The sequence below is a fragment of the uncultured Microbacterium sp. genome (genome assembly GCF_947632095.1).
Lineage (GTDB): Bacteria > Actinomycetota > Actinomycetes > Actinomycetales > Microbacteriaceae > Microbacterium.
Window position 1 is genome coordinate 1 of sequence record NZ_CANROA010000025.1, and the last position, 22,199, is coordinate 22,199.

The following is a 22,199-nucleotide window of genomic DNA, read 5'->3' on the forward strand; positions in this document are numbered from 1 at the left end:
AACGAGATGGGCCTGTGGCGCAGCTGGTAGCGCACCTGCATGGCATGCAGGGGGTCAGGGGTTCGAGTCCCCTCAGGTCCACCGAAACGAAGTCCCGCGGAGAAATCCGCGGGACTTCTGCTTTTGCGTCGGCCGTTCGAACCCGTCAGCTGAGCCGCGGCACACTCCACGCCAATCCCGGCGCCTGCACCTCGCCCGTCGCACGCCCATCGCCCCCCCCAGGCGCCAGCCCATCCGCTTCGCGATGTGGGAGATCATCGTCGACTCCGTGACACGCAGCTCGGGCAGACGTGAGGCCAATTGACGCTCTAGATCCATGACCTCCGCCGGATTTCGCAGCCAGAACATGAACATGAAATTCGACGGCCCGGTGATCGACGCGCACAAGCGCAGTGCGCCGCAATCGCGCAGTATCCGCGCCACCTCGCGATGCTTCTCGACGGGCAGCCTCGCATGCCATTGGCATGCGAGGGGGAAGCCCGCAGCAGCCTGCGCCACATCGCATCGGAAGACGAGTGCGCCGCTGTCGAAGATTCGTTGCAATCGCCGCCGCGCGGTCGTCGGCGCCAGACCCGTCGCAGCTGCGACCTCCGCAGCGGATACGCGGCCGTCACGGCACAGCACCTGCAGGATGTCGGCGAAGCTCTCGGGAAGCGGGGCCGGCGAATGCCGACGCGGACCCGCGATCGTGCGCAAGCGCTCGATCTGCGCACGGCTCAGTGTGCTCACGGTCCAGTCGAACGCTCCCCGATTCGCCCCGACCATGGAAGCGACGCTGGAGGCCGGCGTGCAGCTGGCGACCACAGCGGTGCTCTCCGTCCTCGGCCCGCGCTGACGGGAGTGGCGTCGGGGGCAGTTCAGCCGGGATTTGCTATCCTCGACGACAGGCGACCGCGTGGGACGACCCGCGCCGGTGACATTCTTCCGGGGACGGCCCCACTCTCAGGAGCAGATCGTGTCCCCTCTCACGCTGAACCGTTTCGTCACCGCATCCGACATCACCCGCATCATTCTCGGGTGGGGTGCGTTCATCGCACTCCTCATCGCCGCTCCTCTGCTCGCGACACCGTCCGGACCGGTGCTCGTCATCGCACTCGGCATCATCATCGGGGTGATCCTCGTCTGCGCCTTCGGCGTTGTCAAACAGGCCGAGGCGCTCGCCCATCGGCTCGGCGATCCCTACGGCTCACTCGTGCTGACGTTGTCCATCGTGCTGATCGAGGTCATCCTGATCTCGGCCGTGATGCTCGGCCCCGGCGAGCACGCGACGATCGCCCGCGACTCCGTGATGGCCGTGTCGATGATCATCCTCAACCTCGTGATCGGCATAGCACTGCTCGTCGGCGGCATGCGCCACGGCGGGCTCGCCCACAACCGCACCGGCTCGTCGGCATACCTCGCGATGCTCGTCGTGCTCATCGCCCTGGCCTTCGGCCTGCCGACGCTGATCGGCAAGGATGGTGCGTACACGGTCGCGCAGGAGATTCCGATCATCATCCTGACCATCGGACTCTACGCCTTCTTCCTCGCCCGTCAGATGGGCGGCCAGGCCGCGGACTTCATGGAGGCTCTCCCCCGGTCCACGCCGGCGCGCCCGCAGCAGGAGCAGCCCCGCCCGCCGATCGCCCAGACTCTTCGCGAGCACCGCACCGAAGTGATCATCCGCCTGGGCCTACTGGTCGTGACGGTCGTGCCGATCGTGCTCCTCTCCCACGACATGGCCTCGCAGCTCGATGACGGGCTCGGGCGCCTCGGCGCGCCCGTCGCGCTCGCCGGAGTCCTCATCGCCATGATCGTCTTCCTCCCGGAATCCATCACCGCCGTCCGCGCGGCGCTCGCCGCGGAACCTCAGCGCGTCATCAACCTCTGCCACGGCGCGCTCGTCTCGACCGTCGGGCTGACGATCCCCGCGGTGCTCGTGATCGGCATGGCCACCGGGCAGCAAGTCATCCTCGCCGAAACTCCTGCGGACTTGCTGCTGCTCGGCACGACGCTCCTGCTCACCCTCGCGACCTTCGCGTCCCAGCGGATCACGGCCATGCACGGCGCCGCGCACCTCGCGCTCTTCGGCGTATACGGTGTCGTGCTGTTCAGCTGAATCCGCTGACCAGGAGCGGGAACCGCCCGGCGGATCAGGCTAGCTGGGAACTTGCTATGGTGGAAAGGATGCTCGCACCCGCGTGAGCAGGAAGGCCAAGCGCTCCCTGCGACCACCCGGTGCGCGCACTGCACTCAGCCCGTTCCGCCCGAGGCGACGACCGTCTTCTCACGCACGATTCCCTCTGAAAGGAGCCGCACCCCGGACTTCTCGTCTGTGCGCTGCCATGCGCCTCAGTGGTCCAGGTTCGTTCATCGCCATGCAGAAAGTCTTGAGACTCGCCCCCCTTTCCCGCTGCAACACCTTCGTCTTCACCCCGATTTAGCGCGTTCCTTTCTTCGCCAAGCGGCCAAGCCGCACCACGACGAGAAAGTGAGAACCACCGGTGGGAGACCTCCAAACCCTTTCAGGACCGATTGTCGTCCTGCTCATGCTGCTGTTCTTCGGCGGCAGCCTCTACATGTCGATACGCATCTCCAAGAAGAAGGAGAACGCCGACGGCTATATGACAGCCGGCGGAAAGATCGGCTTCGGCATCTCGGCCGCCTCGATGACCGCGACCTGGATCTGGGCGTCATCGATGTACGCCTCGGCCACGTCCGGCTACACGTATGGCATCTCAGGCCCCATCCACTACGGCCTCTGGGGCGCCCTGATGATCCTGCTCATCTACCCGTTCGGTCGCCGCATCCGCAAGGTCGCGCCCAAGGCGCATACGATCGCCGAGGTCATGTTCGTCAGGCACGGCCGCTCCAGCCAGCTCATGCTCGCCGGATCCAACGTCCTCGGCAGCGTGATCAGCCTCACCTCGAATCTCATCGCCGGTGGCGCGCTCGTATCGATGCTGTCGCCGTTCACCTTCACGCAAGGCATCGTCACGATTGCGATCGGTGTCCTTGCGTACACTCTGTGGTCGGGATTCCGCGCATCGGTGCTCACCGACTTCATGCAGGTCATCGCGATCCTGGGTGCGGTGGCGATCATCGTTCCCGTGATCTTCTTCGCCGCCGGTGGCCCAGACCTGTTCGTCACGGGCGCGAAGAACCTCACCCCGCAGCAGGGGGACTTCTTCTCTTCTGACGCGTTCTTCAGCCAGGGCGCACCGTACATCGCGGCTGTGCTCGCCTACGCGATCGGAAACCAGACGATCGCTCAGCGCCTGTTCGCTGTTCGCGAGGACCTCATCAAGAAGACGTTCGTCACCGCGACGTTCGGCTACGGCGCATCCATCATCGGCATCGGCATGCTCGGCGTCCTCGCCCTGTACGCAGGCATCGAGCCCATGGGCGGCGACGTCAACAACCTCATCCCGCAGATGGCCGCCACCTACCTGCCGCCCATCCTGATCTGCGTGTTCTTCGTCATGATCATCGGTTCGCTGTCGTCGACGGCCGACGCCGATATGACGGCGCTCTCGTCGATCATGATGGCCGACATCTACGGCCAGAACATCGCCGGCAAGAAGAACGCCAACCCGAAGACGATGCTGCTGGTCGGCCGGCTCACCATGGTGGGCGCGACCGCGGCCGCCCTGTGCTTCGCTACCATGCAGTTCAACATCCTCGATCTCCTGGTCTTCGTCGGCGCTATGTGGGGCGCTCTCGTGTTCCCCGTCATCGCGAGCTTCTACTGGAACCGCGTCACCAACGTCGCGTTCAGCGTCGCGGTCGTCACGGCTCTGGCCGCATTCCTGCCCGTGCGGTTCGAGTGGATCGATCTCTCCGGCGGACTCGGAATCGCCAGCGATGTCCTCTCGGTCATCGGCATCGGCATCGTGCTCGCACTGATGGCGTTCGGGTTCTTCGGGCTGCGCATCGCTGTCATCGTCGGGTCGATCGCCACGGTGGCATCCGCCCCGTTCGCGATCGGGTTCCTGCACACCTATCCGGTGCTGTCGGGCTCGCTCGTCGCATACGCGGTCAGCACGATCGTCTGCGTCGCCCTCACCATGATGAACAAGACCAAGAGGTTCGACTTCTCGGTCATCCGTCACCGCACGGGCGACTTCGACACCGCGGAGAACGACGTCATCACCGAGGCGGAGGGCGTGCTGACGGATGCTGATGCCGCCAACCGTCTGAGTGGAAAGGATCACTGATGGAGATCATCATTCTCACCGCGTACGTCCTGGTCTGGCCGGTCGTCGTCATCGGCGTGCTCGCCGTGATCATTCGCGCGTTCGCGAAGGACGCCCGCGAGGCGAAGCAGGAAGGCCGTTCGATCATCTGATCGCGCGAACGGCGAAGGGGCGGTGCCTGATCGAATCCGGCACCGCCCCTTCGTCTATCGGTCAGATGCCCGGACGGATCGACAGATCCGTGATCTGCGCGTCGCGCGGAAGATCCAGCGCGGTGAGAATCGAGGTCGCCACCGACTCGGGGTCGATGAACCGCTCCGCGACGTAGTCGGCGCCCTCCTGACGGTGCACCTTCTCCTGCATCGGCGTCGCTGTGCGCCCCGGATACACCGTAGTGACCCGCACACCATGCTCGGCCTCCTCAGCGCGCAGGGCGTCGGCCAGGGCCTTGAGCCCATGCTTGGACGCCGCGTACGCACCCCAGTCGGCGTTCGCCCGCAGGCCCGCCCCGGAGTTCACGAAGAGCACCTGGCCTCGTGACACGCGCAGCACAGGCAACATCAAACGTGTGAGCTCTGCCGGCGCCACGAGGTTCACGGCGAGCTGCTGCTCCCAGAGGGAGGAGGGCAGATCGGCGACCGGACCGAGATCCACAACGCCCGCGACATGCACCAACGAATCGATGCGCTCCGGCAGAGGCTGCTTGGAGAACGCCCACGACAGGCGCCCCGGCTGGGCGAGATCGCCGACCAGTGTCGCAGCGCGTGGAAAACGCGAAGCGAGCTCACGAGCACGCCCCGCGTCACGCGCCAGGAGCACCAGATCATCACCGCGATCGTGAAGGCGTTGCGCAAGAGCAGCGCCGATTCCTGACCCGGCGCCCGTGATCAGGTGCACAGCCATCTCAGACCTGCTCGGTGCTCGGCTCAGCGATCTCGAACGGCACGGTCGGGCAGTCCTTCCACAGGCGCTCGAGGTCGTAGTACGAACGCTCTTCACCGTGGAAGATGTGAACGATGAGGTCGCCGAAGTCGAGAAGAACCCAGCGCGACTCCTGACGGCCCTCGCGACGTACGCGCTTGTGGCCCGCCTCGATGAGCTTGTCTTCGATCTCATCGGCGATAGCAGCGACATTGCGTTCGCTGTTACCGGTCACGATGAGGAAGACATCGACGAGCGGGAGCGGTTCAGAGACGTTGAGCGCGACGAGATCCTCGCCGCCCTTCGACACAGCGGCATCCACTGCCAGCTGCAGCATCTGAACGGCGTTTTCGGGAGACTGCATTAGATCACATTCGTAGTAAAGGCGAAGATCAGCGCCACAGCGAGGGCAAGCGCGAGCCCGCCCGCCGTGATCGCCAAAATCAGCATGAGCTTGTTGCCCTTTTCAGGCGCCGGCGGTCGGATGACCTCACCGGCAGGCTTGATGGTGCTGACCGCGGCGCTGGCCGCGATCGGGGTCGGCGAGGATGCCGGAGGCAACTCGCCATCGATGAGTACGGCATCCACATCTTTGCCGTCGGTGGTTCCATGAGCATGCCCGTGGGACCCGATGCCGGCCGGCAGGTCGTAGCTCCCGGTGACGAGGACCTCGCCGGTTGACGCGACGGGCCCAGACAGCGAGCCCTCGTTCGCCGACGGGGTGAAGATCAGAGTGTTCGGCGCACGGTGCGAGCCGCCCGAATCCGTGGTGATGAGCTCGTCGAACGACGAAGCCGCCGGGGCTACCGGGGGGTTCTCGTCGAGGATGTCCTGTCCGAACGCCGGGTTCACGGTCGGACGCGCCACTGCATCCTCGAAACGGGGGGTGGCGGTGCTCGCGCCGGAGGAATCGTCGACGTGCTGCGGCGCCGTCGCCGTCGGTGTCTCCGGCGTCTCCGGCACATAGGGCTGCTGAAGAGGAACCTGCTGCGGAGCAGTCGTCGGCGTCTCGAAGTAGTTGCCCGTCGGCACATCGACGGCGAAGGCAGCGCTACGCGGATTCACGGCCGTGGCCGAGTCATCGACACCCTCGTTCTCATCAGCGACTCTGCTGGGGAGGTTGTCCTGGGTGATCGGCGACGAATAGGAGTCCTCGATGCGGGGGCGGCGCCGGCTGAACGGGTTGCGGCTGGCGGCCTCCGCCGGTGCTTCGCGTACCGTCGCTTGCACTGCCGGCGCCACCGGAGCGGCCTCGACGGGAGTCTGCACCACGGGCGCGGGTGTGACTGGCGGCGCTGCCATCGCATCACTGATCACGGGCGTCGCGCCCGTCAGACGCATCTCCCGCAACTGCTTGCGGGTCAGGGGCTGATTGCCCGGCTGATCCGGTGTAGTCATGACTTGCTCCGATACAGATGATGCTTCGCGATGTACTGAACGACCCCGTCAGGAACGAGGTACCAGACAGGCTGGTCTTCCTTCACACGCTCACGACATGCCGTCGAAGAGATCGAAAGGGCCGGAACTTCCAGCTGACTGACGTTTCCACTCGGCAGGCCATCGATACTGAGCACGTGCCCCGGGCGAGACACGGCAACGAAATGAGCCAGCTTCCACAACTCATCATGGTCTCTCCAACTGAGAATTTGCGCTACGGCATCAGCGCCCGTGATGAAGAAGAGCTCCGCGTCTGGTCGTTCTGCTTGTAGATCACGCAGAGTATCGATCGTGTAGGTCGGGCCCTCGCGATCGATATCGACACGGCTGACCGTGAACTGAGGGTTGGATGCCGTTGCGATCACCGTCATGAGATAACGGTGCTCGCTCGGGCTCACCTTCGACTTCTGCCACGGGTGGCCGGTGGGGACGAACACGACCTCGTCGAGGTCGAACGAATGCGCGACCTCGCTCGCCGCGACCAGGTGGCCGTGGTGAATCGGATCGAACGTTCCGCCCATCACCCCGATGCGGGGAGGGCGCGTGGTCGTGTTCTCCATAGGCCCTAGTGGTTGTGCCCTGCCCCGTGACTGTCGGCGCCGTGCGAAGCGTCGTCAGTGGCCGCCTGACGGTTCGAGACGTGGCGATACGAGAAGGTCACCAGGGCGAACAGGGCGAAGATCACCGCCGCGATGACGCCGAAGATGAAAGTCTCCAGCTGCACGTTTCCGTGGTGCTCCGTCTCAGCGGCTGCCATCGCGATGTGTGCGACGAGGTTCATCCTGACTCCGTTTCCTGTCCGGGTGCGAAAAGACGCTCCCCCATCCTATCTCTCACGCGCGGGTCTGACCGGACCCACGCGCCAACCACTTCGTACTGGTCAGCTCGGCGAGCCCCATCGGACCGCGGGCATGAAGCTTCTGGGTGGAGATCCCGACCTCGGCGCCGAAGCCGAACTCGCTGCCGTCGGTGAAGCGCGTGGAGGCGTTTGCCATCACGACAGCGGAATCCACTTCGGCGAGGAACCGGTCTGCGTTGCGGGTATCGGTCGTGATGATCGACTCAGTGTGGCCCGTGCTGTACTGCCGGATGTGCGCCAGCGCGTCATCGAGGCTGTCGACGACCTTCATCGCGATCTCGAGCCCGAGGTATTCGGTTTCCCAATCCTCATCCGTGGCCGGGATCACGCCGGCCACCATGCCGGCGACGACATCATCACCGTGGATCGCAACGCCTTCACTCTGGAGGGCATCCGCGACGAGCGGCACGAGCCGCGTTGCGGCATCACGTAGCACCAGCACCGTCTCGACCGCGTTGCACACACTCGGACGCTGCGTCTTGGCGTTCACAACGATCTCGCGCGACCAGTCTTCGGGCGCGGTGGAATCGAGCACGATGTGCACGTTGCCCGCCCCGGTCTCGATGACCGGAACCGTGGATTCGGTGACGACCGTTTCGATCAGCGACGCGCTGCCCCGCGGGATCAGCACATCGATGAATCCTCGCCCCTGCATGAGCGCACGGGCCCCCTCGCGTCCGAAGTCGTCAACGGTCTGAATCGCTTCGGAGGTGATCCCGGCCGATGCCAGGGCCTCGCGCATCACCCGGACGAGCACGGTATTCGATTCCTCCGCCGCGCTCCCGCCGCGGAGCACCGCCGCGTTGCCCGAGCGCAGTGCGAGAGCAGCGATATCGACGGTTACGTTCGGACGGGCCTCGTAGATCGCCCCGACGACTCCGAAGGGCACGCGAACCTGCTCGAGGGACACGCCGTTCGGCAACCGGTGACCGCCGACCACCTGGCCGACGGGATCACCGAGTGCCGCGACTTCCCGCACTGCCGACGCCAACGACGCCACCCGGATTTCATCGAGGCGGAGGCGATCGACCAGGGAATCGGCGATGCCCGATGCGCGGCCACGGGCGATATCGCGTTCATTCGCGGCGATGATCTCCGCCGCGCTCGACTCGATCGCCGCAGCGATCGACTCCAGCGCATCCGCCTTCTCGGCGCTCGTGAGCTGTGCCGTGGCGCGTGAGGCTTCTTTGGCCAACGCGAGACGGTCGTGCAGGGGGACGGTGAGGGACGCTTCGCTCATTCGGTCAGTGTACCCAGAGCCGCGGGCAGCGCCGCCGAGATGACGATCAGATCGTCGCGAAGTGCTCGGGCTCTGCTGGTTCGAACCACGTTCCGAGCTCCTCCCCGCGGAGCGCACGGTCGATGAGGTCGGCGCTGGTGACGAGCACGCCGATGCCCGCGGCAGCCGCCAGACGCGCTGCCGAGGCCTTCGTGGCCGCCCCACCAGTGCCGACGCTGTTCACGACCGTCGCACCGAATTCAAGGTCCGAGAGGTCGGCGTCGGCGGGGATCGTGTCGATCGGCTCCGCGCCGGGCTCGGTAGGCGGCTTCGTGTAGAGCGCCTCGACATCGCTGAGCAGTACAAGCGCATCGGCATCGACCAGCTGGGCGACGAGCGCAGCCAAGCGGTCGTTGTCGCCGAAGCGAATCTCCTGCGTGGCGACCGTGTCGTTCTCGTTCACGATCGGGAGGATCCGCAGACCGATCAGACGTTCCATCGCCCGCTTGGCGTTGCTCCGGGAGGTAGCGGTCTCCAGGTCGACGGTCGTCAACAGGACCTGGCCCGCGACGATCCGGAAGGGCCGGAGCGCCTCCTGATACCGGTAGACGAGGATGTTCTGCCCGACGGCGGCAGCCGCCTGCTGCGTGGCGAGATCCGTCGGGCGCGACTCGAGGTCGAGGAAGGGGATGCCGGTGGCGATCGCTCCTGACGAGACGAGGATCACCTCGCACCCCCGCCCGTGCGCAGCCGCCAGGGCGTGCACGATCATCGGGATTCGCCAGGATGCCTCACCGCTGATCGAGGAGGATCCGACTTTGACGACGACTCGACGAGCTGCACCGAGATCCGCACGGGAGCGTGCGGTCATTCGACGGCTCCGTCGGTGTCCTCGTCTGCCGTGACCCGGCGCTTGTGGTCCTGCTCGGCACGGAATGCCGCTCGAGCGTCCATGCGCTCGCGATACTGCTCGCGCCGCTCGTTCGTGGTCCGGCGACTGTTCGGCGCCAAGCGAGGGTCCGTTCCACGCGGAGCGGTCATCATCTCCGCGGCGGAGGTCATCGCCGGCTCCCAGTCGAAGACGAGTCCGTCGCCCTCACCGATCACGACGGTCGCGCCCGGAGTCGCGCCGAGGCGGAAGAGCTCGGTCTCGACGCCGAGCCGCTCGAGGCGATCCGCCAGGTAGCCGACAGCTTCCTCGTTCTGGAAGTCCGTCTGCTGAACCCAGCGCACGGGCTTCTCGCCGAGGATTCGGTAATAGTTCCCGTAGGAACCGCCCTCCAGGCGAACGCTGAAGCCCTTCTCCGCTCCCTGGGGACGGATGACGACGCGCTCAGCCGGCACTTCGACGGCCGTCTCAGCACGGTGCTGCTCGACGATCTCGCCGAGCGCGAATGTCAGCGGACGCAGGCCCTCGTGGGAGGCCGTGGAGATATCGAAGACGCGGAAACCGCGCGCTTCGAGCTCCGGACGCACGAGATCCGCGAGATCACGTGCTTCCGGGACATCGATCTTGTTCAGCGCGATGAGCTGCGGGCGCTCCAGGAGCGGGGTCTGCCCCTCGGGCACCTCATACGCCTCGAGTTCGGCGAGGATGACGTCGAGGTCGGAGATCGGGTCCCGGTTCGGCTCGAGCGTCGCGCAGTCGAGGACGTGCAGCAGCGCCGAGCAGCGTTCGACGTGCCGGAGGAACTCGAGACCGAGGCCGCGGCCTGCGCTCGCGCCCTCGATGAGGCCCGGGACATCGGCGACCGTGTAACGGGCATCGCCCGCCTGCACGACCCCGAGGTTCGGGTGCAGCGTGGTGAAGGGGTAATCGGCGATCTTCGGCCGTGCAGCGGAGATCGCGGCGATCAGGCTCGACTTGCCCGCCGAGGGGTAGCCGACCAGCGCGACGTCGGCGACGGTCTTGAGCTCGAGGATGACATCGCCCTCGAACCCAGGAGTTCCGAGGAGCGCGAAGCCCGGAGCCTTGCGCTTCGGACCGGAGAGCGCTGCATTTCCGAGCCCGCCCTGGCCGCCCTCCGCGACCACGACGCGTTCCCCCGGAGTCACCATATCGGCGATGATCTCGCCCTCTGGTGTCTTGACGACGGTGCCGACCGGAACGGGGAGCTCAAGAGTCTCGCCGTCGTAACCCGAGCGGTGGTCGCCCATGCCGAAGCCGCCGTTGCCGGATGAGCGGTGCGGAGCGTGGTGGTACGGCAGCAGCGTGCCGGTCTGGGTGTCGGCGACGAGAACGATGTCGCCGCCGTCCCCGCCCTTGCCACCATCGGGCCCGCCCAGGGGCTTGAACTTCTCGCGCAGAACGGACACACAGCCGTTGCCGCCCTTGCCGGCGCGCAGATGAAGCGTCACCGTGTCGACAAACGTGACCATGTGTCCCTCTCAATCAATGCACCCGCGCGACATGCGCGGATACGCGGACGGGGCGAGCCGAAGCCCGCCCCGAACCGGAATGTCTGCTGTGCTGCGATTACTGAGCAGCGGCGACGATGTTGACGACCTTGCGGCCGCCCTTCGCGCCGAACTCGACCGCGCCCGCTTCCAGAGCGAACAGCGTGTCATCGCCACCGCGTCCGACGTTCACGCCGGGGTGGAAGTGCGTGCCGCGCTGGCGGACGATGATCTCGCCTGCGTTGACCTGCTGACCGCCGAAACGCTTAACACCCAGTCGCTGGGCGTTGGAATCACGACCGTTGCGGGTGGAGCTTGCGCCCTTCTTATGTGCCATGTCCTAAGCCTCTTCCGCTTACTTGATGCCGGTGATCTTGACGCGCGTGAGCTCCTGACGGTGGCCCTGGCGCTTCTTGTAACCGGTCTTGTTCTTGTACTTCTGGATGACGATCTTCGGGCCGCGGAGGTTGCCGATGACCTCAGCGGTGACCTTGACCTTCGCGAGCTTGTCAGCGTCGGTGGTCACCGTGGCGCCGTCGACGAAGAGAACGGCGGGAAGTTCGATCTTCTCGCCCTCAGCCGCCTGAACACGGTCGAGCTGAACGATCGTGCCGACCTCGACCTTCTCCTGCCGTCCGCCGGCGCGCACTACTGCGTAAACCACTTGATACCTGTTTCGTTGGGGAGCTGAGGGCTCCGAAAATCTCACGGGAAGACTGTGCCTGCGTTCGTCGCAAGTCAGACGGATGGGAGCAGAAGGCTTCAGCCCATCGACCTGTGGGGACGACTCAGCTCACGCACCAAGGGACAACTTTACCGGATCGGAAGCCGTCTCGCAAAGCGAGCCGGAGCCGTGTCGCGCGATCGTAGGATCTGGGGGTGACCATTCTGATCGATGACCCCATCTGGCCCGCTCACGGGCGCCTGTGGGCCCACGTGGTCAGCGACAGCTCCCTGGAGGAGCTGCATGCATTCGCACACGCCACGGGCCTGCCGCGGCGCGCATTCGACCTCGACCATTACGACGCACCGGAAGACGCGCTCCCCCGCCTCATCGCCGCCGGCGCTGTGCACGTCGGCGGCAAGGAGCTCACGCGTCGTCTGATCGCGTCAGGACTGCGCGTCCCCGCCCGCGACCGGCGCCGTTGACGAGTTCACGGACACCGGCGTTCCGGTGAGAGCGGCTGTCGTGACCCGGCGACGGTTGCGCCCCTGACCGGGAGCCTTCGGCTCCGGCAGTGCATCGAGGACGGAGTCGAGCATCTGCTCCGCAGGCGTCTTCGGCGCCTTGTTGCGATCGGAAGACCGCTTCTTGCGCTGCTTCTTGGGGCGCTCCGGTGCAACCGGTGCATCGACCTCGATCGGGAGGAGGGTCGCTTCATCCCCGGTGGGCACGAGCGTCGAGGCCGCGATCTGCGCGAGCGCCGACTTCGCCCCCTCCGGGATGCTGTGGGCCACCGGCGCTGCGGCCGGTGCGGCGGTGTTCTGAGCGCTGTTTCCGGAGTTGCCGCTGCCGCCGTTGCTGTTGCCGTTCCCGCCGCGCTGACGGCGGTTGTTCGACTGACCGCCGCTGTTCGTGTTCGAACGGTGCTTGACGACCGGATCGTGGTGCACGATGACGCCGCGCCCGGCGCAGACCTCGCACGCTTCGCTGAACGTCTCGAGCAGGCCGAGTCCCAGCTTCTTGCGGGTCATCTGCACGAGGCCGAGCGAGGTCACCTCGGCGACCTGGTGCTTCGTGCGGTCACGGCTGAGGCATTCGATCAGACGGCGCAACACGAGATCGCGGTTGGACTCGAGCACCATGTCGATGAAGTCCACGACGATGATGCCGCCGATGTCGCGCAGGCGCAGCTGGCGGACGATCTCCTCGGCAGCCTCGAGGTTGTTCTTCGTGACCGTCTCTTCGAGGTTGCCGCCAGAGCCGACGAACTTGCCGGTGTTGACATCGACGACGGTCATCGCCTCGGTGCGGTCGATGACGAGAGAACCGCCGGAGGGCAGCCAGACCTTACGGTCGAGAGCCTTCTCGATCTGCTCCGTGATGCGGAAGGCGTCGAACGGGTCGACGTCGTCCTCGTAGGACTCGACACGCTCGAGGAGATCGGGGGCGACGCTCTCGAGGTAGGCCCGGATCGTGCGCTGCGATTCCTCGCCCTGGATGAGCATCTTCGTGAAGTCCTCGTTGAAGACATCACGGACGATCTTGACCAGGAGGTCGGGTTCGGCATGCAGCAGAGCGGGGGCCTGCTGGCTCTCGACCTGCTTCTGGATGTGCTCCCACTGCGAGGTCAGGCGCTGCACATCGCGCGTCAGCTGCTCCTCGGTGGCCCCCTCGGCCGCCGTGCGGACGATGACGCCGCTGGACTCGGGAAGCACTTCCTTGAGGATGCGCTTGAGTCGCGCGCGCTCGTTATCGGGGAGCTTGCGGCTGATGCCGTTCATGGATCCGCCGGGCACATAAACGAGGTAGCGCCCCGGAAGCGAGATCTGGCTCGTGAGGCGGGCACCCTTGTGTCCGACCGGGTCCTTGGTGACCTGCACGAGAACGCGGTCGCCGGGCTTGAGGGCCAGCTCGATGCGGCGGGGCTGGTTGCCGGTCTCGACGCCGTCCCAGTCGACCTCGCCCGAGTACAGGACGGCGTTGCGTCCGCGGCCGATGTCGACGAAGGCCGCCTCCATGCTCGGTAGCACGTTCTGCACGCGCCCGAGGTAGACGTTGCCGATGAGCGAGGCATCCTGATTGCGGGCGACGTAGTGCTCGACGAGCACGGCATCCTCGAGGACACCGATCTGCGTACGACCGTTCTTCGAGCGGACGACCATCTTGCGGTCGACGGACTCGCGGCGTGCGAGGAACTCCGCCTCGGTGACGACGGGACGACGGCGACCGGCGTCACGGCCGTCGCGGCGACGCTGCTTCTTCGCCTCGAGACGCGTCGAACCCTTGATGGCCTTCGGCTCGGTGATGTACTCGACGACGCGCTGGCGCTGGCGCGGCTCTTCGCGCTGGCCGTCGCTGTCGTCGCTCCCCCCGCGACGACGCCGCCCCCGACGCGACGACGAGGAGTCGTCCTCCGCGTCGTGGGAGTCGTCGCGAGCGCGCCCCGGACGAGCCGGGAGCAGCTCGAGCTCCGGAGCATAGAAGTGCAGTTGCGTCGAGACCTGCGAGACGAAAACCTCGGGAAGCAGTCCCAGACCGACCGCCGTCAACGGCACCGCGACCTGAGTCTCGGAGGCGGGAGTCGTCTCGGGGCGCTCATCCACGACCGGCGCCGGCGCCTCCTGCTCGGCCTCGGCGGATTCCTCGACCCGCGCCTCCGCCGGAACATCCGATTCCGGGGCGTCCATCGCCTCGGTGACTGTCTGCTCCGTCTCGATCTCGGCGACGTCCGCGTTCAACGGCGCCTCCGAGACGGCATCGGGAGTGGGGGTGTTGGTGTCATTGTTCTCTGAGGCCATCTCTGGCTAGCTCCCTGCGCGGGCACCTGGTGCGCCGCGAAATCTCATGCGACACCCGCAGGTGCCGCGAACTCACTCGGTGTGCGACCGGCTCATGGCTCTGGTCACGAGGGGCATGGGCCCCGAAGTCTGCGACGATGCGTTGCGCGAAAGTGCCGCGCAGTGCATCACAGGTCATTATCGCACCATGTGCCCGGGTTCGCGGCATTCTCGTGACCGTCTCGCGTTTTCCCGGTCCTGTTCACGCCGCATCCATAGCGCTCACTGCGATAATCGCTGCATGAGCGAGCAGCGCACCCGCCCCGTCATCTACGCCGTCTGGCTGATCATCGCGAGCCTCGTCGGCTGGTGGGCTGCTTTCCAGCTCACCGTCGAGAAGTTTCACCTCCTGGAGAACCCGGATGCCTCGCTCAGCTGCGACCTGAGCGCATTCATCCAGTGCGGTGTGAACCTCAACTCCTGGCAGGGCTCGGCCTTCGGCTTCCCCAACCCGCTGATCGGGCTGACCGGCTGGATGGCCGTGCTCGTCGTCGGTGTTGCCCTGCTCTCGGGCGCTCGCTTCCCGCGCTGGTTCTGGGCCGCCTTCGGTGCGGGCATCACGTTCGCCTTCGGCTTCGTGTGCTGGCTCATCTCGCAGAGCATCTACGAGCTGATCGTGCTCTGCCCATGGTGCATGGTGACGTGGGCCGTGACCATCCCGACGTTCTTCGCCACGATGTTGCACCTGCTGCGCAACGGAACATTCACGCGGTCCGCGAAGGCCCGGGCAGCAGGATCCGCTCTGATGGCCTGGGTGCCGCTCGCGACGATCCTCGCCTACGCCGTCATCATCATGATGGCCCACCTCAAGGGCATCGACTTCCTCGGCGAGATGGCCCGAATCCTCTTCTGAGCCAGACCTCACGACATGAACGGCGAAGCCCGCCGGCTCCTGGAGAGGAGGCCGGCGGGCTTCGCCGTATTCGGATCCGCTTCGTGTCAGAACCAGATCGAGAGCTCGCGCTGAGCGGACTCGGTGCTGTCGGAGCCGTGCACGAGGTTCTGCTGAACGGCCAGTCCCCAGTCGCGGCCGAGGTCGCCACGGATGGTTCCCGGAGCCGCTGTCGTCGGGTCGGTCGTGCCGGCCAGCGAGCGGAAGCCCTCGATGACGCGGTTGCCGGCCAGGCGGATCGCCACGGACGGGCCGGACATCATGAACTCCATGAGCGGCTCGTAGAAGGGCTTGCCCTCGTGCTCGGCGTAGTGGGCGGCGAGGCGGTCGCGGTCGGGCTCGACGAGACGCAGGTCGACGAGCGAGTAGCCCTTCGCCTCGATGCGGGCGAGGATGCTGCCGGTGAGGCCGCGGGCGACGCCGTCGGGCTTGACGAGGACGAGGGTTTCTTCGGTGGCCATGTCAGTCGCTCTCTGTGTGAGTGTCGTTATCGGAAGGAATCTGGTCCGTGGCGGCGGGACGTCGTGCGTCCAACCGGGCCCCCATGATCGTCGCATATCCCCACATGCCGCCGAAAACCACGACGACGAGCAGGATGGCGGGCACGAGGATCGCCGACAGTGCGACGACCGCCTGCAGAGCCCATCCGGCGCCGATCGCCCACGGCTTGGTGATCATGCCCGCGAGCGCGATCATGAGGATCGCGACGACGGCTCCGCCGACGATCGCCCACCACTGCGGGATATCGCCGGGCAGGCGACCCAGGCCGAAGATCGTGAAGCCGACGAGAATGACGACCACCGCTTCGAAGCCGAGCACGATGGGAGCGAGCTTCTGCACGAGGGTGCGCTGCGGACGGCTCATGCGCGCCACCCCGATTTCCAGTCCTCTTCCTCTGCAAGGGCGATGGCCTCACCGGCAAGCACGATGGAACCGGCGATGACGACGGCGCGGCGATCCGACGACGCCGCCCACTCGCGCGCCGCGTCCGCAGCATCCGCCAGCGCGGGAAGAACCGTCACCCGGTGACCCGCCGCCTCGATGATGTCGGCCAGCGCATCGGCATCGCCTGCACGCTCGGATGTCGGCTCGGTGGCGAAGATGTGGGCGGATGCCGGAGCGAGCTCGGCGACGATGCCCACACCATCCTTGTCGGAGAGCACACCGAGCACGAGGCCCCACTCATCGAAGTCGAAGCTATCGTCCAAAGACTGGGCGAGCGCCTTCGCGCCGTGCGGGTTGTGCGCGGCGTCGACGACGACGGTCGGCGCGATGCCGAGCAGCTGCAGACGTCCGGGCGAGGTCGCCCCCTGCAGGCCGTCGGTGATGATCTCGCCGGAGATCGCCTGGGACCCGGCGCCGATGAGCGACTCGACCGCGGCGACGGCGAGAGCCGCGTTGTGCCCTTGGTGCGCGCCGTACAGCGGCAGATATTCCTCGACGTAGTGACCTGCGATCCCTCGGATCGTCAACAGCTGACCGCCCACGGCGAGCTTCTGCTCGGCGAGGCCGAACTCCTCGCCCTCGAAAGCGATCGTCGCGTCCTTCTCGGCGGCGACCCGGCGTAGCACCTCGGCGACCTCGGCCGGCTGCTGGGCGGAGACGACGGCGGCACCCTCCTTGATGATGCCCGCCTTGACAGTGGCGATCTTCTCCAGCGTGTCGCCGAGACGATCGGCATGATCGATCGCGATCGGAGCGAACACGGCCACATCACCATCGGCGGTGTTCGTCGAGTCCCACTCGCCGCCCATCCCGACCTCGAGCACCAGCACGTCGACGGGCGCGTCCGAAGCACCCACGAAGGCGAGCACCGTGAGCAGTTCGAAGAAGGTCAGCGGAGCCTCCCCCGTCGCCTCCAGCTCGGCGTCCACGAACGTGACGAACGGCGAGATCTCATCCCACGCGTCGGCGATCGCGGCATCCGCGATGGGCTCGCCATCGATCATGATCCGCTCGGTGAAGCGCTCGAGGTGCGGGCTCGTGAACAGGCCGGTGCGCAGACCGTGGGCGCGCAGCAGGCTCTCGATCATCCGTGCCGTGGATGTCTTGCCGTTCGTGCCGGTGATGTGCACGACCCGGTAGTTCTTCTGCGGGTCGCCGAGGAACTCGAGGATCCGCGCGGTGCGCTCCTTGCGGGGCTGCACCCATCCCTCCCCCGCCCGGGCGAGCAGCGCCTCGTACACGGCGTCGGCGCGTTCGACGTCAGACATTCGACGCCCCCTTGCTCTCGAAGGACACCACGATCGGCGACTTGTCCGAGCCGAGCGCGCGGGCTCCGCTGCGGAAGATGCTTCCGCTGCCGGCTGCCGTGTCGACGAGCGCCTCGATGTCTTCCGCGATGCCCACCGCCCAGCTGGTGGCCAGAGTCTCGGCGGCGATGAAGTCACCGTGCGGGAGGAGTGCCTCGGCGTTCTCCGCGGACACCTCGAGCGTGAGGACGATCCGATCGCTGACATCGAGATCGGCGTTCTTGCGCGCCTCCTGCACGACGCGGATCGCGTCGCGCGCCATGCCCTCGGCCTCGAGCTCGGGCGTCGTCGTGGTGTCGAGCAGCACGAAGCCGCCGGATGGGACGATCGCGAGCGCCTCGCCCTCGGGGCGGCCCGAGGTCTCCAGCGCCAGCTCGTACTCGTGCGACTCGAGAGCGATGCCACCGGCGGTGACGACGCCGTCGGTCTCGGACCAGTCGCCGGACTTCGCGGCCTTGATGACGGTCTGCACGTTCTTGCCCAGGCGCGGGCCCGCGGCGCGGGCGTTGACGCTCAGGCGGTGGCTGATGCCGTATTCGGCGGCGGCCGAGTCGGTGAGCGCCACGAGCTCGACCTGCTTGACGTTGAGCTCCTCGCGGAGGATGTCCTCGAACTGGCCGAGCGAATCCGCCAGCGGCGAGACGACGCTGAAGCGCTGCAGTGGCAGGCGCACGCGCAGCTTCTCCTTCTTGCGCAGCGCGTTGCCGACACTGGAGAGCTCGCGCACGGCATCCATCGCCTCGCGGATGTCCTCCGCGGCGGGGAACGCCGCAGCATCCGGCCAGTCGGTCAGGTGCACGCTGCGTCCGCCGGTGAGGCCCTGCCAGATGCGCTCGCTGACGAGCGGCACCAGCGGCGCCGCGACGCGCGTGAGCGTCTCGAGCACCGTGTAGAGCGTGTCGAACGCCTCGGCGCTCTTCGCGTCATCCGTCACGTCGCCCCAGAAGCGGTCGCGCGAACGACGGATGTACCAGTTGGTCAGCACCTCGGCGAAGTCGCGCAGACGAGCGGATGCCGTGGTCGAGTCGAGTCCTTCGAGGTCGGATGCCACATCCCGCACGAGCTCGCCGAGGCGGGCCAGGATGTAGCGGTCGAGCACATCGGTGGAGTCGGTGCGCCAGGTGGCGGTGTAGCCGTTCTCGCCCGCCGCGTTGGCGTAGGTCGAGAAGAAGTACCACGAGCTCCACAGCGGCAGCAGGAACTCGCGCACGCCCGAGCGAATGCCCTCCTCGGTGACGGCGAGGTTGCCGCCGCGCAGCACCGAGCTCGACATGAGGAACCAGCGCATCGCGTCGGAACCGTCGCGGTCGAGCACCTCGGAGACATCGGGGTAGTTGCGCAGCGACTTCGACATCTTGTAGCCGTCGTTGCCGAGCACGATGCCGTGGCAGCTGACGCCGGTGAACGCCGGGCGGTCGAACAGCGCGGTCGAGAGCACGTGCATCACGTAGAACCAGCCGCGGGTCTGACCGATGTACTCGACGATGAAGTCCGCCGGCGCGTGCGAGTCGAACCACTCCTGGTTCTCGAACGGGTAGTGCACCTGCGCGTAGGGCATCGAGCCGGAGTCGAACCAGACGTCGAAGACGTCCTCGATGCGGCGCATGGTGCTCTTGCCCGTGGGGTCGTCCGGGTTCGGGCGCGTCAGATCGTCGATGTACGGGCGGTGCAGGTCGATCTCGCCCTCGGGGTTGCGCGGCAGCGTGCCGAAGTCGCGCTCCATCTCCTCGAGCGAGCCGTAGGTGTCGACGCGCGGGTACTCGGGGTCGTCGCTCTTCCACACCGGGATCGGCGACCCCCAGTAGCGGTTGCGGCTGATCGACCAGTCGCGGGCGCCCTCGAGCCACTTGCCGAACTGGCCGTCCTTGACGTTCTCGGGCACCCAGGTGATCTGCTCGTTGTTCGCGAGCATGTCGTCCTTGATGTCGGTCACGCGGATGAACCAGCTCGACACGGCCTTGTAGATCAGGGGGTTGCGGCACCGCCAGCAGTGCGGGTAGCTGTGCTCGTAGCTGGCCTCGCGCAGGAGGCGCCCCTGTTCCTTGAGCAGGCGGATGAGCGGACGGTTCGCGTCCATCCACAGCTCGCCCGCGACATCGGTGACGTTCGGCAGGAACTTGCCGCCCTCGTCGAGCGAGAGGATCGTCGGGATGCCGGCGGCACCGGCCACGCGCTGGTCGTCCTCACCGTATGCCGGGGCCTGGTGCACGATTCCGGTGCCGTCGGTGGTGGTGACGTAGGCGTCGACGAGGATGCGCCAGGCGTTCTCGGTGCCGTAGGTCTCGGCATCCGCGTAGTAGTCGAAGAGACGGTCGTAGGTGACGTCCGCGAGCTCCGCACCGGCGACGGCGCGCTCCACTGCGGCGAGCGCATCCTCGGCCGATTCGTAGCCGAGCTCCTTCGCGTGCGCGGCCACGAGGTCCTGCGCGAGCAGGTAGCGGTGCGAGGATGCTTCAACGGTCTCACCGGCGTTGTGCACGTCGGCGGCGCCGTTCGGGCCGGCGGGCAGCACGGCGTAGGCGATCTCGGGTCCGACGGCGAGGGCGAGGTTCGTGGGCAGCGTCCACGGGGTGGTCGTCCAGGCGAGGGCGCGCACGCCAGTGAGGCCGAGGGCCTCGGCCTTCGCGCCGGTCAGCGGGAACGTGACGGTCACGGAGGGGTCCTGACGCATCTGGTACACGTCGTCGTCCATGCGCAGCTCGTGCGCGCTCAGCGGGGTCTCGTCGCGCCAGCAGTACGGCAGAACGCGGTGGCCCTCGTAGGCGAGGCCCTTGTCGTAGAGGGTTTTGAACGCCCACAGGACGCTCTCCATGTAGCCGAGGTCGAGCGTCTTGTATCCGCGGTCGAAGTCGACCCAGCGGGCTTGGCGGGTGACGTACGCCTTCCACTCCTCGGTGTAGGCGAGGACGGAGCTGCGGGCCTTGTCGTTGAAGACGTCGATGCCCATCGACTCGATCTCGGCCTTCTCGGTGATGCCGAGCTGCTTCATCGCCTCGAGCTCCGCGGGCAGGCCGTGGGTGTCCCAGCCGAACACGCGGTCGACCTTCTTGCCGCGCATGGTCTGGAAGCGCGGGAACAGGTCCTTCGCGTAGCCGGTGAGGAGGTGCCCGTAGTGCGGCAGGCCGTTGGCGAACGGCGGGCCGTCGTAGAAGACCCACTCGTCCGAGCCCTCGCGCTGGTCGATCGACGCGCGGAAGGTGTCGTCGCTCTTCCAGAACTCGAGGATCTCCTGCTCGATCTGGGGGAAGCGCGGGCTCGCGGGAACGGAGGCGGCGGGGCCGAAGGCTGATTCGCGGGGGTAGGTCATCGCATCTCGCAGTGGTCGTCGTGGGCGTCTTGCGAGGACGACCCTCCCGGGCCGCGGTACCACCTCGCGTGATCCTCCCCTGTCGAGGGAGCATCCACTCTCACTGCGGCGATGACGGGCCTGCCCCGCTCGGTTCTACTGGGCCCGAGGGCTGTTCTTCCGAGTGCTCCCCGGTGATGCCGGATCGATGCGTGTGGGTTGATTCTACCCCGCGCTCCTGCGCTGAGGGAACGCGCGGGACCCCAGCCCTGCGACGCCTTCGAACAGCTGCAGCGCGCGTGCGGAGATCACGTCGTCGCACGCGCGGGCAGTGGGCGACCGGAATCGATGACCGGCTTCGCGGAGTTCGGCGATCTGCAGCGCGCTCAGGGCGATGACGACGAGGGGACCGACGAAGGTGAGGATGATCGCCACCCACCAGGGGAAGGCCGGGTCGACGGAGGTCCATTCGGTCACGCCGAAGGCAAGGACGATGATCGCGAGCGCGATGGCGACGACCGGTTCCATGAGCGGATGCGCGTCCCGCGCCCGGAACATTGATCTCACGCACATCACGAGGGCGGCGACGGCGGTGGTCGCCAGCGATACGACGATCAGCACCCCGCCGATCACCTTCACCGCCTGCCACAGCGCGTACAGGATGTTGAGCGAGGACGATCCACCCTCTGTCCAGATCAGCGTTCCGTCCAGCCAGCCGACGAGCGCCGCCCCCGGCCCCTGCGGAAGGAACAGGACGAGGGCGAGGATCACGACCAGTGCCAGCGTGATGATGATCCACAGCGGGATGAGCATGAGCGCAGCCGTCTCCAGCCGGTGCCCGCGCCGGGCCATGGCGATGAACACGGTGGCGACGATGCACACGACCATCAGCAGCAGCCCGAAGGTCCGCAGGCGGTCGGAGACTCCCGCATTGATCTCGTCGGTCACGGAGATCGACCCCCAGCGCCAGATGCCGTGTGCGGCGAGCAGCGCCACGATCGCGAGGAGATCCCGCACGCGCATGAGCAGCGCCGAGCGTGCGGCCGCGGGCGACTGGCAGTCCCAGATTCGGCTCCAGGCGCGCCAGAGCGGTCGCGCGACGTGACGGAACAGCAGCCTCGGGATCGCGATCATCACCACGATCACGAACCAGAGCACCCACCCGGTCATCGTCGAATCGGTCCTTCTCGCCACGGGGCCTCCGTCTCATCGCACCGCACACATCATGGCGTACGGTGCGGACATCCTGGAGAGAATCGC

Annotated in this window: 22 protein-coding genes and 1 tRNA gene; 6 read left to right on the top strand and 17 right to left on the bottom strand. The window is 66.8% G+C overall.

Annotated features, from left to right (window positions below; all coding sequences use genetic code 11):
• The first annotated feature begins 8 nt into the window (after positions 1 to 8).
• Positions 9 to 81, top strand: a tRNA-Ala gene (locus tag Q0Z66_RS07940).
• On the opposite strand, the gene Q0Z66_RS07945 is transcribed toward Q0Z66_RS07940, so the two are convergent.
• Entirely contained in the window at positions 73 to 729 is a 657-nt protein-coding gene (locus tag Q0Z66_RS07945; protein WP_298039928.1) for an Lrp/AsnC family transcriptional regulator, read from the bottom strand. The two genes, Q0Z66_RS07940 and Q0Z66_RS07945, sit on opposite strands and share 9 nt — an antisense overlap.
• A gap of 226 nt (positions 730 to 955) precedes the next feature.
• Here Q0Z66_RS07945 and Q0Z66_RS07950 point away from each other — a divergent pair, with 226 nt between their 5' ends.
• From Q0Z66_RS07950 to Q0Z66_RS07960, 3 genes are all read left to right on the top strand, one after another.
• The gene (locus Q0Z66_RS07950; RefSeq protein WP_298039931.1) at positions 956 to 2,098 is read left to right on the top strand and encodes a calcium:proton antiporter; all 1,143 of its coding nucleotides are present in this window, start codon (positions 956 to 958) and stop codon (positions 2,096 to 2,098) included.
• 430 nt (positions 2,099 to 2,528) lie between these two features.
• On the top strand, positions 2,529 to 4,196 hold the full coding sequence (locus tag Q0Z66_RS07955) for a sodium:solute symporter family protein (protein ID WP_298040007.1): 1,668 nt from the start codon (positions 2,529 to 2,531) through the stop codon (positions 4,194 to 4,196).
• A complete protein-coding gene (locus Q0Z66_RS07960) occupies positions 4,196 to 4,327 on the top strand; it encodes a putative transporter small subunit (RefSeq protein ID WP_298039933.1) in 132 nt (43 codons plus the stop codon). Before Q0Z66_RS07955 ends, Q0Z66_RS07960 begins: the two co-directional genes overlap by 1 nt.
• A gap of 61 nt (positions 4,328 to 4,388) precedes the next feature.
• On the opposite strand, the gene Q0Z66_RS07965 is transcribed toward Q0Z66_RS07960, so the two are convergent.
• The 10 genes from Q0Z66_RS07965 to rplU form a co-directional block, all read right to left on the bottom strand.
• A complete protein-coding gene (locus Q0Z66_RS07965; protein ID WP_298039936.1) occupies positions 4,389 to 5,078 on the bottom strand; it encodes an SDR family oxidoreductase in 690 nt (229 codons plus the stop codon).
• A gap of 1 nt (position 5,079) precedes the next feature.
• On the bottom strand, positions 5,080 to 5,460 hold the full coding sequence (rsfS, locus tag Q0Z66_RS07970) for a ribosome silencing factor (protein WP_298039938.1): 381 nt from the start codon (positions 5,458 to 5,460) through the stop codon (positions 5,080 to 5,082).
• Positions 5,460 to 6,494: a hypothetical protein gene (locus Q0Z66_RS07975; protein ID WP_298039940.1), complete on the bottom strand. Its 1,035-nt coding sequence runs from the start codon at positions 6,492 to 6,494 to the stop codon at positions 5,460 to 5,462. Before Q0Z66_RS07975 ends, rsfS begins: the two co-directional genes overlap by 1 nt.
• Entirely contained in the window at positions 6,491 to 7,093 is a 603-nt protein-coding gene (gene nadD / locus Q0Z66_RS07980) for a nicotinate-nucleotide adenylyltransferase (protein WP_298039943.1), read from the bottom strand. The genes Q0Z66_RS07975 and nadD overlap by 4 nt, the downstream gene beginning before the upstream one ends.
• Positions 7,094 to 7,098: 5 nt before the next feature.
• Complete coding sequence (locus Q0Z66_RS07985; protein ID WP_298039945.1) at positions 7,099 to 7,314, bottom strand: hypothetical protein; 216 nt, start codon at positions 7,312 to 7,314, stop codon at positions 7,099 to 7,101.
• 52 nt (positions 7,315 to 7,366) lie between these two features.
• Complete coding sequence (locus Q0Z66_RS07990) at positions 7,367 to 8,632, bottom strand: glutamate-5-semialdehyde dehydrogenase (protein ID WP_298039947.1); 1,266 nt, start codon at positions 8,630 to 8,632, stop codon at positions 7,367 to 7,369.
• 46 nt (positions 8,633 to 8,678) lie between these two features.
• Positions 8,679 to 9,482, bottom strand: coding sequence for a glutamate 5-kinase (gene proB / locus Q0Z66_RS07995; protein ID WP_298039949.1), 804 nt, complete (start codon positions 9,480 to 9,482; stop codon positions 8,679 to 8,681).
• On the bottom strand, positions 9,479 to 10,990 hold the full coding sequence (gene obgE / locus Q0Z66_RS08000) for a GTPase ObgE (protein WP_298039951.1): 1,512 nt from the start codon (positions 10,988 to 10,990) through the stop codon (positions 9,479 to 9,481). Before obgE ends, proB begins: the two co-directional genes overlap by 4 nt.
• A 97-nt stretch (positions 10,991 to 11,087) precedes the next feature.
• Positions 11,088 to 11,345, bottom strand: a complete 258-nt coding sequence (gene rpmA, locus Q0Z66_RS08005) for a 50S ribosomal protein L27 (protein ID WP_144796514.1) — start codon at positions 11,343 to 11,345, stop codon at positions 11,088 to 11,090.
• Positions 11,346 to 11,363: 18 nt separating this feature from the next.
• Positions 11,364 to 11,672 (bottom strand): 50S ribosomal protein L21, encoded by a 309-nt coding sequence (rplU, locus tag Q0Z66_RS08010; protein WP_298039955.1) that lies wholly within the window; start codon positions 11,670 to 11,672, stop codon positions 11,364 to 11,366.
• Positions 11,673 to 11,887: 215 nt separating this feature from the next.
• Between rplU and Q0Z66_RS08015 the strand changes: the two genes are divergently transcribed.
• Positions 11,888 to 12,157 (top strand): DUF4031 domain-containing protein, encoded by a 270-nt coding sequence (locus Q0Z66_RS08015; RefSeq protein ID WP_298039959.1) that lies wholly within the window; start codon positions 11,888 to 11,890, stop codon positions 12,155 to 12,157.
• On the opposite strand, the gene Q0Z66_RS08020 is transcribed toward Q0Z66_RS08015, so the two are convergent.
• A complete protein-coding gene (locus Q0Z66_RS08020; protein WP_298039961.1) occupies positions 12,119 to 14,470 on the bottom strand; it encodes an Rne/Rng family ribonuclease in 2,352 nt (783 codons plus the stop codon). The two genes, Q0Z66_RS08015 and Q0Z66_RS08020, sit on opposite strands and share 39 nt — an antisense overlap.
• 280 nt (positions 14,471 to 14,750) lie before the next feature.
• Here Q0Z66_RS08020 and Q0Z66_RS08025 point away from each other — a divergent pair, with 280 nt between their 5' ends.
• On the top strand, positions 14,751 to 15,362 hold the full coding sequence (locus tag Q0Z66_RS08025; protein ID WP_298039965.1) for a vitamin K epoxide reductase family protein: 612 nt from the start codon (positions 14,751 to 14,753) through the stop codon (positions 15,360 to 15,362).
• Positions 15,363 to 15,448: 86 nt separating this feature from the next.
• Here Q0Z66_RS08025 and ndk read toward each other — a convergent pair whose 3' ends face one another.
• The 5 genes from ndk to Q0Z66_RS08050 all read right to left on the bottom strand — a co-directional run bounded on the left by ndk (position 15,449) and on the right by Q0Z66_RS08050 (position 22,109).
• Complete coding sequence (gene ndk, locus Q0Z66_RS08030) at positions 15,449 to 15,862, bottom strand: nucleoside-diphosphate kinase (protein ID WP_298039969.1); 414 nt, start codon at positions 15,860 to 15,862, stop codon at positions 15,449 to 15,451.
• Between the two features lies 1 nt (position 15,863).
• Positions 15,864 to 16,265, bottom strand: a complete 402-nt coding sequence (locus tag Q0Z66_RS08035; protein ID WP_298039972.1) for a DUF4233 domain-containing protein — start codon at positions 16,263 to 16,265, stop codon at positions 15,864 to 15,866.
• Complete coding sequence (locus Q0Z66_RS08040) at positions 16,262 to 17,614, bottom strand: folylpolyglutamate synthase/dihydrofolate synthase family protein (RefSeq protein WP_298039975.1); 1,353 nt, start codon at positions 17,612 to 17,614, stop codon at positions 16,262 to 16,264. Before Q0Z66_RS08040 ends, Q0Z66_RS08035 begins: the two co-directional genes overlap by 4 nt.
• Positions 17,607 to 20,960, bottom strand: coding sequence for an isoleucine--tRNA ligase (ileS, locus tag Q0Z66_RS08045; RefSeq protein WP_298039977.1), 3,354 nt, complete (start codon positions 20,958 to 20,960; stop codon positions 17,607 to 17,609). Before ileS ends, Q0Z66_RS08040 begins: the two co-directional genes overlap by 8 nt.
• Positions 20,961 to 21,164: 204 nt before the next feature.
• Positions 21,165 to 22,109: a hypothetical protein gene (locus Q0Z66_RS08050; protein ID WP_298039980.1), complete on the bottom strand. Its 945-nt coding sequence runs from the start codon at positions 22,107 to 22,109 to the stop codon at positions 21,165 to 21,167.
• Positions 22,110 to 22,199 lie beyond the last annotated feature (90 nt).